General features: G+C 64.6%; 8 protein-coding genes and 1 pseudogene. 4 read left to right on the forward strand and 5 right to left on the reverse strand.

The genetic code is table 11. From position 1 onward, the window contains the following. Positions 1-61 precede the first annotated feature (61 nt). The gene (locus HBNXHr_RS02695; RefSeq protein ID WP_275739233.1) at positions 62-418 is read left to right on the forward strand and encodes a hypothetical protein; all 357 of its coding nucleotides are present in this window, start codon (positions 62-64) and stop codon (positions 416-418) included. 20 nt (positions 419-438) lie between these two features. On the opposite strand, the pseudogene HBNXHr_RS02700 reads toward HBNXHr_RS02695, so the two are convergent. Both HBNXHr_RS02700 and HBNXHr_RS02705 read right to left on the reverse strand, forming a co-directional pair. Further along, a pseudogene (locus HBNXHr_RS02700) lies at positions 439-732 on the reverse strand (universal stress protein). A 74-nt stretch (positions 733-806) separates the two neighbouring features. After that, positions 807-1,856, reverse strand: a complete 1,050-nt coding sequence (locus tag HBNXHr_RS02705) for a glycosyltransferase family 4 protein (protein WP_275883071.1) — start codon at positions 1,854-1,856, stop codon at positions 807-809. A gap of 168 nt (positions 1,857-2,024) precedes the next feature. Here HBNXHr_RS02705 and malQ point away from each other — a divergent pair, with 168 nt between their 5' ends. Beyond that, positions 2,025-3,533 carry a 4-alpha-glucanotransferase gene (malQ, locus tag HBNXHr_RS02710; protein WP_275883694.1) on the forward strand — a complete coding sequence of 503 codons (1,509 nt, stop codon included), beginning with the start codon at positions 2,025-2,027 and terminating at the stop codon, positions 3,531-3,533. A gap of 34 nt (positions 3,534-3,567) precedes the next feature. On the opposite strand, the gene HBNXHr_RS02715 is transcribed toward malQ, so the two are convergent. The 3 genes from HBNXHr_RS02715 to HBNXHr_RS02725 all read right to left on the reverse strand — a co-directional run bounded on the left by HBNXHr_RS02715 (position 3,568) and on the right by HBNXHr_RS02725 (position 7,819). Then, the gene (locus HBNXHr_RS02715) at positions 3,568-4,575 is read right to left on the reverse strand and encodes an NDP-sugar synthase (RefSeq protein ID WP_275739239.1); all 1,008 of its coding nucleotides are present in this window, start codon (positions 4,573-4,575) and stop codon (positions 3,568-3,570) included. A gap of 161 nt (positions 4,576-4,736) precedes the next feature. After that, positions 4,737-5,339, reverse strand: a complete 603-nt coding sequence (locus tag HBNXHr_RS02720; protein WP_275883072.1) for a hypothetical protein — start codon at positions 5,337-5,339, stop codon at positions 4,737-4,739. 281 nt (positions 5,340-5,620) lie between these two features. Continuing rightward, positions 5,621-7,819, reverse strand: a complete 2,199-nt coding sequence (locus HBNXHr_RS02725; protein WP_275883073.1) for a glycoside hydrolase family 3 N-terminal domain-containing protein — start codon at positions 7,817-7,819, stop codon at positions 5,621-5,623. A 242-nt stretch (positions 7,820-8,061) separates the two neighbouring features. Here HBNXHr_RS02725 and HBNXHr_RS02730 point away from each other — a divergent pair, with 242 nt between their 5' ends. Both HBNXHr_RS02730 and HBNXHr_RS02735 read left to right on the forward strand, forming a co-directional pair. Further along, complete coding sequence (locus tag HBNXHr_RS02730) at positions 8,062-10,812, forward strand: cellobiose phosphorylase (protein ID WP_275883074.1); 2,751 nt, start codon at positions 8,062-8,064, stop codon at positions 10,810-10,812. 33 nt (positions 10,813-10,845) lie between these two features. Then, on the forward strand, positions 10,846-14,079 hold the full coding sequence (locus HBNXHr_RS02735; protein WP_275883075.1) for a hypothetical protein: 3,234 nt from the start codon (positions 10,846-10,848) through the stop codon (positions 14,077-14,079). The last annotated feature ends 17 nt before the right edge of the window (positions 14,080-14,096 follow it).

Consider the following 14,096-nt stretch of genomic DNA (forward strand, 5'->3'; position numbering starts at 1 on the left):
TGACAGACACTGCCTTCCACCCGTCAGAACGCTTAAGTCCGGACTCGCCGGACATGTACCCATGGGTTCAGGTGCGTCATCGGGTGGGTCAACCGCGGAGACGCCCGTCAGTGTCACGACCGAGATCGAGGACGGTCGAACGATCGTGACTGTCTCGGGGGCTCGGAACGTCATCGTCGTCGTCAACTCCGCGTCCGGCGAGCGCGTTTATCTGCCGCCCGGCGAGACTAACGACGCGGGTGAATCGAGTCCATATCGTCCGACGGACAGCAGCGATAGCCCCTACGAAGGAATAGCGGACGACAGTCCCTACGGCTCGCGCCCCCAGCCGGACGCCACCCTCGGCGTCAATCCAACGGCCAACGGGTTTCGCCTAGTCCATCCCGAACCCGCCGATGACGTTCGATTTCTTCGGTGACGACTCCCCGTTGAGGCGATTCAGCGAACGACCGTCACCGGGACCGGTGCCTCACTGACCACGCTGGTCGCCACTGTCCCGAGCAGGCGGCGGCCTGTGTCTGTGCCGCTTCGATCACCCGCGCTGCCCTGGCTTGGGCCTCGTCGATCCGCTCATCTTCTCGGCATCACGCCGGCTTCACTCATCCCCGCATCGAGCGGCGTGATCACGTTCAGGACAGTAATCGGGCACTCGAATACCGCCAGGGCGTGTTCGAGTGCCGCTTGCGCCAGCGGCGAGCCGTCGAGCGCCACGAGAACGTGCGATGGAGCCACGATCCGCTCTTTGTTCCGGATGGCCTCGTCCGCTCCGTCGATACGTGGTCTTTCACCGTTCGGACCGACGACCGCTACGCGTCGAGGATATCGTGATAGAACTCGATGTGCTCGTCGGCGACGGTGTCCCAGGTCCGCTCCTCGTAGGCGGGGAGGGGGCCGGCGTCGAGCGCGCGTCTGATTCCGTTCGCGATCGAACGGGAGTTCGGTTCGACCTCGACGATACACCCCTCGGGCAGGATCTCGGCCGCCCCCGACTCGCAGGCGACGACCCGGGTCCCGACAGAGAGGGATTCGACGATGGTGATACCGAAGGGCTCCGACAGCGACGGCGAGACGAAGACATCCGCACTCGCGTAGTAATCACCCAGTTCGGCCTCGGGTACGTAGCCGACGAACTCGACCATCGCCTCGATCCCCAGGATCTCGACGAAGCGCTTGAGGCGATCGGTCAAGTGCCCGGTGCCGCCGATGACGAGGGTGACCTCCTCGGCGTCGAGTCGGTCAAGCGCGTAGACGAGATGTTCGATCCCCTTCTGGTGGGTATGTCGCCCCACGAAAAATAGCATCTGTCCGTCGATCCCCAGCTCGGCGGCGATATCGCGGCCGGTCGTCTCGACCGAGGAGAAGCCGTTGTAGATCACCTGCGGGTCGCCGTCGTACTGTTCGCGGACTGACCGACGGAGGACCTCGCTCACGGCGATGAGGTGATCCGCCCCCTCGACGATGCGCTGTTCGGTTCGAATTTCCCGATCAGGGGGATTTCGATTTCGGTCGGACGTCAGTGAATGAAACGTCGTCACCCACTCGACGTCGTGGGTACTCGCGGCCCGGGACGCCGGTCCGTAGCCGAACCAGTCGTGAGTGTGGACGATGTCGGCGTCAGCGGCGCGGTCGGCGAACTCGCCTGCGAGTCGGTTGATCCGATCCGCGACGTCGCCCTCTCCCGTCGGGACGCCGTGGATCCCGTCGCGATCCGGCGCGTACTCGGCCGGCAGCACGAGTTCGATCTCGACATCGTCGCGGGGTTGGAACTGCTCGAACAGTTCCCCGACAGCCGTGTCGAGACCGCCGCTCACGTTCGGCGGGAACCCCCAGCCGAGCATCAGCACCTTCGGTACCATTCGTTGTGAATGGTTGCGGTGGCGGTTACTTCACTGTTCGCTTCACCGAAACGGAATGTTCGGCCGAACCCCGGCCGGATTTTCGACGCCTGCCCCTCCCGGGCTGGATAAGGTGTCCGGCCCCCGCCACCCTAAATAGTCAGGGAGGTGACAGTCACCGACTTCTTGGTGTGGGCCTTCGAACCGTCGGTCATGTTCGATCGGCAAAGCGGTGTGTTCCTGCATCTCACCTCACTCCCCGGCCCGCACGGCATCGGCGACCTCGGTGCTGGTGCCCGGACGTTTCTGGACGTGCTTGAGCGCGCCGAACAGTCGCTGTGGCAGTTCTGTCCCGTAACGCCGACGGTGGGGGTGCACGGCCACTCGCCATACGCTTCGCCGTCGGCGTTCGCCGGGAACCCGCTGCTCGTCGACCTGACCGCCCTCGTCGATCGCGGCTGGCTTGGGGCGAATGCGATCGAAGATCCGCCGGCCGATCCCCACACGGTTCACTACGACGACGTGGCTGCTTTCAAGCGTGACCGGCTCCGCATGGCTTTCGAAGGGTTCGAGGCGGACGCAAGCGAGGACGCGCGGGCGGCCTTCGACGCGTTCCGGGAGCGCGAATCGACGTGGCTCGAAGAGTACACCGTGTTCGCGGCGCTGAAAGCGGCCCACGACGGGGCACCCTGGGTCGAGTGGCCGGCTGACCTCGCCGGACGCGACGCTGGGGCACTCGCCGCCGCGCGCGAGAACCACGCCGACGCGATCCGGTATCACGCTTTCGTCCAGTGGATTTTCGACGAGCAGTGGCGTGACCTCCGGGCCGCGGCCGATGAGCGCGGTATCTCGCTGGTCGGCGACCTCCCGATCTACGTCGCCTGGGATTCGGCGGATGTCTGGGCGAATCCGGGGGCCTTTCAACTCGACGAGGCGGGACAGCCGACTGCGGTGGCGGGCGTGCCGCCGAATCCCGGCGACGACGGCCAGCGGTGGGGCAACCCGGTTTACGACTGGGAGACACTCCGGGCCGACGAGTACGGCTGGTGGCGGCATCGACTGGATCGGCTGCTCTCCCTGGTGGACATCGCCCGGATCGACCACTTCAAGGCCTTCGACGAGTACTGGGCGATTCCGGCTGACGCCGATGATCCGGCAGCCGGCGAGTGGCAACCCGGTCCCGGCGCGGACTTCTTCGAGACAGTCCGTGCGGAACTGGGTGAGTTGCCGTTCATCGTCGAGGATCTGGGCTTTCTCGACGAACGTATGGTCTCCCTCCGGGATCAATTCGAGTTCCCTGGTATGCGCGTGCCTCACTACGCCGACTGGTGTCAGGAAGGCCATCGCTACAAGCCGACCGTCTACCCGGAGCACTGCGTCGCCTACACGTCGACCCACGACACGGACACCGCTGTCGGCTTCTACGAGACCCTCCCGGCCGACCAGCGCGAATGTCTGGAGTACGCACTGGCGACCGACGGCGAGGGGATCGCCTGGGACCTGATCGAGGCCGTCTGGCACTCCGAGGCGACACTGGCGCTGACAACCGTTCCGGACCTTCTCGAACGGGACAGCGAGGCGCGACTGAACCGCCCCGGGACCGACGAGGGCAACTGGACGTGGCGGGTGAGTGCCGACGAACTCGACGGGGATTTCGTCGACCGCCTGGCGTCGATCACCCGGACGGCTCTCCGCTAGTTCGGCACTCGCTCACATTTTCGCCCCGACCCGATCACTCCGAGTCGCGGTGCTGTTCCCACACCCAGGGGTCGGGTGGCGTCTGGGTGAGCGAGGTGTGGGCACCGATCTGGGCGTTCGAGAGGTTGACGTCTTCGAGCTCGGTTTCCTCGTCGATGAGCGAGGAGATGATCCGGCAGCGTTCGAGGGATGCGTCCGGGAAAACGACCGACTGTTCGAGTTTCGAGTTGACGACCGTCGCGCCCTCCATGACGTGGACGTTCTCCCCGAGGTCCGACCCCTCGACCGTCGCGTCGGGATGGACGAGCGTCCCACCGTCGAGATACCACGCGACGGCGTCGAGATAGCCCTCCGGCGTCCCGATGTCGAACCATGCCCCCTCGAAGGGGAACGCGTACACCGGTTCGCGCTCGATGAGCCACTGAATGAACCAACCGGGTTCGTCGGGATTGTTATCGCCCGAGAGATACGTATCGAAGAGTCCCACCGTCTCGGCGGGGAAGGCATAGCACGCGATCGAGACGAGGGTGCTCGCCGGATCGTCGGGTTTCTCCTGGAACGCGACGACGCGGTCGTCCTCGACGTCGATCACGCCGTACTGGGTTGCGCTCTCCAGGTCGCCGACGTCGTAGGCGGCCAGCGTCGGCCCGTCGTTGGCCTCGAAGGCGTCGACGAACGCCGAGATGTCGAAGCTGATCAGGTTGTCCCCGGCGATCACCAGCGTGTCGCTGTCGATGCCCTCGCGCTCGACGAGTTCGCCAAGCGCCCCGACGACACCGAACTTTTCGTCCTCCGCGCGGGCCTCCTCGACGGAGACGCGTGGCTTCTCGAAGGGCGAGTCGGCCAGGTGGTTGCGGAACTCCTCGGCGAACTCCTCGTTGGTCGAGACGTAGACGTCCTCGATGCGGTCGTCGGCTTCGAGTTCCCGGAAGATGCGATCGATCACCGTCGTGTCGCCGATCGGCAGGAACATCTTCGGCCGGTTCCGGGTGATCGGCCACAGTCGTGTCGCGAACCCGCCGGCAAGTACAACGGCATCCATATCGTGACACATGATACCAACGTACTTTTGTGTGCCGGTGGCCGCAACGTCTGTTCGACGACATCACTCGGCGTAGACTTCGAGTTCGAACTGCCCGGTGTCGCTCTTTCCCGGTGGAGTTATCCACCGGGTGTGTGATCATCTCGTTTTGCCAAGTTCGCTTAGGCTTCTTCGCCTGGATAAAATTTAACCGTGATGTACTTGCCCGTCGGAACGGCAAAATTCGCAGAAGCAGTGATTTCATTCCCCGACGTATCATATTCATTTTTTGTCAAACCTGACTGGATTCCGCCAGACCAGTAATTCTGTGTAATTTTCGTATCTGCATCAATAAACTCTATACCGTACTCGAAATTTTGATTATAAGCCTTCAACTTGTGTGATGATGCGGCTGCAGACCGGGTAACTGAGATTTGGAGTGGCCAAAATTCCAGTGCTCGTTGCCCATCTGGTTCGGGATACACTCCAATGTATTCGATTGGCGCTTGGAACGTATATGAGTCTGTATCGCCGCTAGAAACGATCCCTTCCACCTGTTGTCCCTCATTATCTATAATTCTATCTCCGGTTTCAACATCACTTCCGAGCTCAATTGGTGGGAATTCATTGTCCTCGCTAGAGAGTCCACCTTGATTCACTTGGTATTGCCATTCACCGTATTGCGCACTCACTTCCACTTTCCCACTCACGAAGTCCTCTGCGGTAGATTGTTCGTAGCCACCTTCCGGAAGAGGATCCGCCGCTCCAGTACCGGTCGCAGCCATTCCACCAGCGATTCCGACCGCACCGATAGCAGCTGATCGGAGGAACTGTCGTCGACTGGGTTTTTTCTCTCTCATAATCCATTTTGGATGTCCTGGCCCATTATTATAATATTTTTCTATATGGTTCTGATATTTCGTCTTCGGTGTAACTAATAATCTCGTCCATACCTTTCTCCCCAATCAGCAGGAGCCGACTGGGCTGATGACAGGCCACCGGCGTCAGGAGATAACTGTCCCGTGGGTCGTCGCCGGCCGCAACGACACTGGTCCCCTCGATACCCCTATTCTCGGAGTTCGAACCGCGCGGTGTCGACGATATCGTCGGCGGCATGGCCGACCATGAGATCGAATTCGCCGGGCTCGGCTGCCCACTCTTCGTCGGCGGTCCAGAACGCCAAGTCGCTCTCGTCGACTTCGATGGTCACCTCGGCGCTCTCCCCGGGCTCGAGTTCGACGGTTTCGAAGCCGACCAGCTCTTTCCGGGGCCGCGACCGGCTGCCGACGCGGTCATGGACGTACCACTGGACGACGTCGCGGCCGGCGACCTCGCCGGTGTTCTCGACCGTGACGGTCGCTCCAAGCGTCTCGCCGGGCGCGAACTCGTCGGTCGAGACTGTCAGATCGGTGTAGGCAAAGTCGGTGTAGCTCTCGCCGTGGCCGAAGGCGTACAGCGGCTCGTTGGGCACGTCGAGGTACTTCGAGGCGTAGTCTCTCACGCCCTCTCCCGGCGGCCGGCCCGTCGGCAGGCGGTCGTGGGCGACCGGGATCTGGCCCTCGTTGTAGGGGAAGCTCATCGGCAGATGGCCGCCCGGGACGGCCTCGCCGAACAGCGTCTCGGCGACGGCCGGGCCGCCCTCGACGCCGGGATGCCAGACGTCGAGGATCGCCGGCACCGACTCGGCCAGCCACTCGATCGCGAGCGGCCGGCCGTTCATGAGCACGGCCACGACAGGCGTGTCGGTCTCTCCGAGTGCTTCGAGCAGCCGCCGCTGGTCGCCGGGCAGGTCGATCTGACTCCGGCTCGCGGCTTCGCCCGTGATGTCGGCCGGCTCGCCCACCACGGCGACGGCCACGTCGGCGTCGGCCGCCGCGTCGACCGCCGTCTCGATCGATTCGTCCGTCACCTCGCCGGGAAGGCTGTACCCGGGCGCGTACGGGACCTCGCGGTCGAGGAACGATTCGAGACCGTCCCGGATCGTGATGACGTCTTCAGGTCGCCCCTCGAAACTCCAGGCTCCGAGGGCGTCCTCGGCGCTGTCGGCCAGCGCACCGATCACGGCGACGTCGTCGGCCGGATCGAGCGGGAGCCGGTCGTCCTCGTTTTCCAGCAGGACGAAGGACTGCCGGGCGGCCTCGCGGGCTGTCTCACGGTGCTCGTCAGCGAGCATCGCCTCCTCGCGACGCTGTTCGTCGAAGTACCGGTAGGGGTCCTCGAAGAGACCAAGCAGGCCCTTGACGGTCAAAACGCGCCGGACGGCGTCGTCGAGTCGAGCTTCGCTTACGTCCCCGTCGCGGACAAGGTCGGCGAGTTCGTCGACGACGACCTCGCTCGCCATGTCGATGTCGGAGCCGGCCTGGATCGCCTTGCGCGCGGCCTCTCGGCGGTCACCCGCGGTCCCGTGCTGGATCTGCTCGCGGAAGGACGCCCAGTCCGAGACCACCAGCCCCGGGAAGTCCCACTCGCCCTTGAGGATCCCGTCGACGAGCGATTCGCTGCCGCTCGCCGGGATCCGCTCGTGGACGTTGAAGGCGTTCATCATCGACCCGACGCCTTCCTCGACGCTGGCCGCGAACGGCGGCAGGTGGCGCTCGCGCAGGGCCGTCTCGGAGACGTTGACGGTGTTGTACTCCCGACCGCCCTCGACAGCGCCGTAGCCGGCGAAGTGTTTCGCACACGCCAGAACGGTGTCCGGCGCGCTCAGGTCCTCACCCTGGAATCCGCGGACGCGTGCCCTGGCGAAGGCACTCCCGAGTACCGGGCTCTCGCCGGCCCCTTCCATGACCCGGCCCCACCGTGGGTCACGCGAGACGTCGACCATCGGCGCGAACGTCCAGTTGTGTCCGTCGGCGCTCGCTTCCGTGGCGGCGATCCGTTCGGCTCGCTCCGCGAGGTCTGGGTTCCAGGAAGCGGCCTGTCCCAGCGGGGTCGGGAAGACGGTCCGGTACCCGTGGATGACGTCGTAGCCGATCAGGAGGGGGATCCCGAGGCGACTCTCCTCGACGGCGCGTTTCTGCAGCCGGCGTTTCGTCTCGAGGTCGGTGACGTTCAGCAACGACCCGACCTCGCCGTCGGCGATTGCGCCTTCGAGTTCGTCGCCCTCGTCTTCGGTCCCCGTGATGAAGTGTACGGAGCGCTGGTTGAGCTGGCCGACTTTCTCCTCGACGGTCATCGCTTCGAGTAGCGACTCGACGTGTTCGTCGATCTCCGCCCGGCGGTCGTCGTCGACGTACTGACCGAGCCGTTCGTCCGAGAGTTGCATGCTACTGATCACTATCTCCCGTGCCCATTTAATCTTTGCAGAATAATTTCATCCCAAAAGCAGCCACGATGCTTGAAGCCGGCCCGGTCAGCCGCTGAACCCCTTGGTCATCCGAAAAATATACGTTCATCAATACATCATATATCCGTTAAGTTGGGGGCGACACATCTGTCATCAAATACCTGCTGTCCCGGGGAAACGCGTTAGAAAGTTATTCAAGTCCCGTTTCCGTCATTCGATGTATGGCGAAGCGACACTTACACGATATCGATACGAACGTCGACTCCTGGGAGTTCGTCGACGACGCGGGGACGTTTCGACTGGACGACCCCCAGCGGTCGAGTTACCTGTATTTCCCGCTGGTCAACGAGGCGGGCATCATGTCGGCGATCACGCCGAAGCTCCACGGCGACGTCAACGCGAGCCAACACGAGTTCCTGACGCCGCCGACCGCCGTCGAGGACCTCCACAACAAGCGCTCCGCCCGGAACTTCTGGGTGTACGAACACGGCGCGGGGCCGTGGTCGGCCGCCGGCAACAGCGCCACACAGATTCCCGAAGAACGCCCCGGTGGCGCGGAGTCCGTCTCGATGGAGGGCGGCCTGCTGTATCACGAGATTACCCGCGAGAACGACGAACGCGGATTGCGCGCCGAGATCACTAACTTCGCGCCGGTCCGCGACGACATGGTCGAACTCATGCGCGTGGCCGTCACGAACACCGGCGATGACGCGAAGACGATCACGCCGACGGCTGCCGTCCCCATCTACGGTCGCTCTGCGGACAACATCCGGGACCACCGCCACGTCACGTCGCTGCTTCAGGAGACCTGGACCGAGGAGTACGGCGTCCTCGTGCGTCCGACCCTCTCCTTCGACGAGCGGGGCCACACGCGAAACGAGACGACCTACGGCGTCCTCGGCACGGAAGCCGACGGGACGGCCCCCGAGAGCTTCTACCCCGTCGTCGAGGACTTCATCGGCGAGGGTGGTAACCTCGAGTGGCCGGAAGCCGTCGTCGAGGACCTCGAGGGCGTCCCGGCCGGCACCGAGGTCGACGGCTACGAGAGTCTCGGCGGCCTCCGCTTCGAGACGACGGAACTCGAACCCGGTGAAACCGCCGAGTACGTCGTCATGCAGACTATCTGGGCGGACGACCCCGACCCTGCAACCCTGGTCGAGCGCTATGGCTCCAGCGAGGCCGTCGCCGCGGAACTCGCCGCCTGTCAGGATCACTGGCGCGAGAAATCCAGCGCCGTCGAGTTCGACACCGGCGACGACACCTTCGATCAGTGGATGCGGTGGGTCACGCTCCAGCCCGTCTTCCGTCGCCTCTTCGGCAACTCCTTCCTGCCGTATCACGACTACGGCCGCGGCGGCCGTGGCTGGCGTGACCTCTGGCAGGACATCCTCTCGCTGTTGCTGACTGAACCCGACAACGTCACCGACCTGCTGTACAGTAACTTCGCGGGCGTGCGCTTCGACGGGTCGAACGCGACCATCATCGGCGACGAACCGGGCGAGTTCACGGCCGACCGGAACAACATCCCCCGCGTCTGGATGGACCACGGTGCCTGGCCGTGGCTGACGACCCGCTTCTACCTGGATCTCAGCGGCGACCTACAGTTCCTGTTGCGCGATCAGCAATACTACAAGGACCTCCACGTCGATCGGGCCAGCGAGCAGGACGAGCAGTGGTCGCCCGAAGACGGAACGGAACTCTACACCGACGACGGCGATGTCTACGAGGGCACCGTTCTGGAGCACCTCCTCGTCCAGCACCTCACGCAGTTCTTCAACGTCGGCGAGCACAACGTGATGCGCCTAGAGGACGCCGACTGGAACGACGCCATGGACATGGCCCCCGAACGCGGCGAGAGCGTCGCGTTCACCGCGCTGTACGCCTGGAACCTGCGCGACATGAGCGACGTCCTCGAAACACTGGAGGCCGAACTCGGCGTCGAGGAGATCGAGATCGCCCGGGAGATGCAGACGCTGCTCGATACGCTCTCCGAGCCAGTCGATTACGACGACCCCGAGGCAAAGCAGGCGCGACTCGACGCGTACCTCGACACCTGGGAGCGGACGGTCTCCGGCGAGAAAACCACCGTCGCGATCGACGACCTGGCGGCCGACCTGGAAGACAAGGCCGAGTGGCTCTACGAGCAGCTGCGCGACCAGGAGTTCATCGCGAACGAAGACGGCTACCAGTGGTTCAACGGCTACTACGACGACAGCGGCCGGCGTGTCGAGGGCGATCACGACAACGGCGTCCGGATGACCCTGACCGGCCAGGTCTTCACCCTGATGGGCGGGGTTGCGACCGACGACCAGGCCGACGCCATCGTCGAGGCCGCCGACGAGTACCTCTACGAGCCGAAGATGCGGGGCTACCGGCTGAACACCGACTTCGACGAACTCAAGACCGACCTCGGGCGTGGCTTCGGCTTCGCGTTCGGGCACAAGGAGAACGGCGCGATGTTCAGCCACATGGCCGTCATGTACGCAAATGCCCTGTACCGCCGCGGGAAGGTCGAGGCCGGCCACAGGGTCCTCTCGGGCATCTACGAGCAGAGCACGGACTTCGAAGTCAGCCGGATCTACCCTGGCATCCCGGAGTACTTCAGCGAGCGCGGCCGCGGGATGTACACCTTCCTGACTGGCTCGGGGAGCTGGCTGCTGTTGACGACCGTCACCGAGGTCTTCGGCGTGAAGGGCCGACTCGGCGACCTGCGCCTCGAACCCAAACTCCTGGCCGAGCAGTTCGAGGACGGCGAGGCGACGGTGACCTGCCAGTTCGCTGACCGCCGACTCGACGTGACCTACCACAACCCTGACGCCGCCGACGTCGACGACTACGAGATCACCGAGGTCACGCTGAACGGGGATCGCGTCGAGTTCGAACGCACCGACGACGGCGTCGTGATCGACCGCGACGCCCTGACTGCCCTGGACAGCGAGGCCGTCCACGACGTCGACGTCACGCTCGAATAGGGAGCGACGGTCAGACACCACCTACACACAACCATGGACCGACATTCATTCGACGACCGCGACCGATTCGTCATCACCGACTACGCCGACCGCGACCCCTTCGCCAGCTTCCTGCCCGGCATCGCCGGCGAGATGGGCATCCCGCTGTGGGTCCTGTACGTCAACCGCGGGCAGGCCATCACCAGCATGGGCGTCGGGGACAAGGACGGCGCGATTACCGAGTTCCTGCCGGCGAACAAGGCCTACCGACAGACCCACGAGGTCGGGTTCCGGACGTTCCTCGATGTCGACGGGACGTTCTACGAACCCTTCGCACCTGACTCCGATGGCGACCGCCAGATGCACGTCGGCGCGAACGAACTCGAAATCGTCGAGACTCACGACGCGTACGGCCTGGAAACGACGGTCCGGTATTTCACCGTGACCGAAGAGCCGTTCGCCGGACTCATCCGGGAGGTCACGATCGAGAACGTCGGCGCGGAGCCGATCGACCTCTCGGTGCTCGACGGCCTGCCCGTCGTCGTGCCCGCCGGCGTCGAGGACGCCGAACTCAAGAACGTCTCCCGGACTGCCGAAGCCTGGATGGCCGTCAAGCATCTCGACTCGGGCGTCCCCTTCTATCAGGCCAATCCCACCATGGGCGAGGACGCGACGCTCGAAGCAGTCGAGGGCGGGCACTTCTACACGGCCGTCAGCGACGGCGAACGCCTCGATCCATTCGTCGATCCGGACGTCGTCTTCGGGCAGGACACCGCGCTGGATCGCCCCGACCCGTTCCTCGAAGGCGGCCTCGACGCGCTCATAGAGGCCGACCAGATCACGGTCGGGCGGACGCCGTGTGGCTTTTTTGGCACCGAGGGGACACTCGAACCGGGCGAAACGCTCTCGCTCTCGGCACTCGTCGGCCACGCCGCCGACCACGATGGCGCACTCGACCACGCCGCGCGTCTCGACGCCGACTTCGTCGCCGAGCAGCGCGAGCGCGCGAACGAACTCGCTCGCGACCTGACGGATCACGTCGCCGTCGAGACCGCCGACGACACGTTCGACGCCTACACCCGCCAGACGTTCTTCGACAACGTCCTCCGTGGCGGGTGGCCGGTTCTGCTCGGCGAGGACGACGATATCGTCCAGCACGTCTACTCGCGCAAACACGGCGACCTCGAACGCGACTACAACGACTTCTACGTCGCCCCCGAGTTCTACTCCCAGGGCAACGGCAACTTCCGGGACGTCCTCCAGAACCGCCGGGAGGACGTCTGGCTGGAACCCGGCGTCGAGGACTTCAACGTCGTCTCCTACATGAACCTCCTCCAGGCCGACGGCTACAACCCGCTGGTGCTGGAGGGCAATCGCTTCTTTGTCGAACCCGACGATCGCGAGGCGATCCTCGAGCTGGTCGAGGGTCCGGACGCCGTCAAAGAGACGCTCGAAGACGCGTTCACCCCTGGTGGACTTCTCACCGCCGCGATCGTCGAGGACGGCGGGCTGACGGTCGAGCCCGACGAGTTCCTCTCGGTCGCCCTCGAGCAGGCGACCCGGCACTTCGAAACCGCCTTCGGCGACGGCTACTGGGTCGACCACTGGACGTACAACCTCGATTCGATCGAGAAGTACCTCGACATCTACCCCGACCGCAAAGCCGACCTGTTCTTCGGCCGCGAGGAGTACACCTTCCAGGACACCCACGTCAAGGTCCGCCCACGGACGCTGAAGTACGTCGAGATCGACGGCGCGGTCCGGCAGGCCAACCCGCTCGAATTCGACGACGAGAAGCGCGAACTCATCGAATCCCGTGACGCCCGGCCGTTCGCGGTCCGGACGGCGGACGGGCACGGCGAGGTCTTCGAGACGACTCTCCTCGGAAAACTGACCACCCTCGGGCTGGTGAAGTTCGCGACGATGGACCCGCAAGGCATGGGCATCGAGATGGAAGCCGGCAACCCCGGCTGGGACGACGCGATGGCCGGGCTGCCGTCGATCTTCGGCTCGTCGATGCCCGAGACGTACGAACTCTCACGGCTGCTCGCGATGGTCCGGGACGCCATCGACGACGCTCCCGAAGACGTCGACAGTCTTACACTCCCTGTCGAGATCTACGACCTGCTGGAGGCGGTCCGTGAAGCCCTTTCGTGGTACCGCGAGACCGACCGCGCCGAGCGCGATCACGCCTACTGGGACCGCGTCGCGACTGCCCGCGAACAGTACCGTGACCGCGTCCACTGGGGCTTCGACGGCGAGACCGTCGACGTCACGCTGTCCGAACTCGACGACGCACTCGCGGCCTTCGAGGCGAAGGTCGAGCAGGGCATCGCTCGTGCCAAGGACCGCAACGACGGCGAGGTCCCGACGTACTTCCGCTTCCACGTCGAGGAATACAGCGAACGCGAGGTCGGTGACGTTCCGGAAGACCTCGACCACGCCGGTCCGTTCGTCGAGGTCGAATCCTTCGAACCCGAGGCTCTCCCGCTGTTCCTCGAAGGCCCGGTTCGCGCGCTCAAGAGCGGTGCCGAGGCCGACAACGCCGCGGCCATCTACGAGCAGGTCCGGGACAGTGGGCTCTACGACGACAAACTCGGCATGTACAAGGTCAACGCCGACCTCTCGGGCCAACCGTTCGACATCGGCCGCGCCCGCACGTTCACGCCGGGGTGGCTCGAGAACGAGTCCATCTGGCTCCACATGGAGTACAAGTACCTCAAGGCCCTGCTCCGGGCCGGCCTCTACGAGGAGTTCTTCGCGGACTTCCGTGCGGCGGCGATTCCCTTCCAGGATCCCGAGCAGTACGGCCGCAGCCCGCTGGAGAACTCGTCGTTTCTCGTCTCCAGCGATCACCCCGACGAGTCGCTGCACGGCCGCGGGTTCGTCGCCCGGCTGACCGGCTCGACCGTGGAGTTCCTCAGCATGCTCCATCACATGCTGTTCGGCGAGCAGCCCTTCGCGCTCGAGGACGGCGAACTCACGCTGACGCTCGATCCGAAACTCCCTGCCTGGCTGTTCGACGACGGCCGGCTCACGGGCACGTTCCTGGGTGAGACCACCGTCGAGTACCGCAACCCTGCGAACGAAAACACGTTCGGCGACGGCGTCTCTCCGGCGAGCGTGACCGTCGAATTTGCCGACGGCAAGGGACACAGTCCCTCGGACAGCTGGACGGCGTCCGGCGACGGCGAGACAGTCGAGGTCGACGGTGCGACGATCGGCGAACCGTACAGCCGACGGATTCGTAACGGCGAGGCCGAGCAAATCATCGTCGAACTGCGCTGAGACCGACTGGCTGGCCC

This window comes from Halorhabdus sp. BNX81, assembly GCF_029229925.1.
Classification (GTDB): domain Archaea; phylum Halobacteriota; class Halobacteria; order Halobacteriales; family Haloarculaceae; genus Halorhabdus.

What these genes read in the sequence shown, in the direction of transcription:
- HBNXHr_RS02720 (WP_275883072.1), bottom strand. Translation starts at nt 5,339, where the DNA reads ATGGCTGCGACCGGTACTGGAGCGGCGGATCCTCTTCCGGAAGGTGGC.
- HBNXHr_RS02725 (WP_275883073.1), bottom strand. Translation starts at nt 7,819, where the DNA reads ATGCAACTCTCGGACGAACGGCTCGGTCAGTACGTCGACGACGACCGC.
- HBNXHr_RS02705 (WP_275883071.1), bottom strand. Translation starts at nt 1,856, where the DNA reads ATGGTACCGAAGGTGCTGATGCTCGGCTGGGGGTTCCCGCCGAACGTG.
- HBNXHr_RS02730 (WP_275883074.1), top strand. Translation starts at nt 8,062, where the DNA reads ATGGCGAAGCGACACTTACACGATATCGATACGAACGTCGACTCCTGG.
- HBNXHr_RS02715 (WP_275739239.1), bottom strand. Translation starts at nt 4,575, where the DNA reads ATGGATGCCGTTGTACTTGCCGGCGGGTTCGCGACACGACTGTGGCCG.
- HBNXHr_RS02735 (WP_275883075.1), top strand. Translation starts at nt 10,846, where the DNA reads ATGGACCGACATTCATTCGACGACCGCGACCGATTCGTCATCACCGAC.
- HBNXHr_RS02695 (WP_275739233.1), top strand. Translation starts at nt 62, where the DNA reads ATGGGTTCAGGTGCGTCATCGGGTGGGTCAACCGCGGAGACGCCCGTC.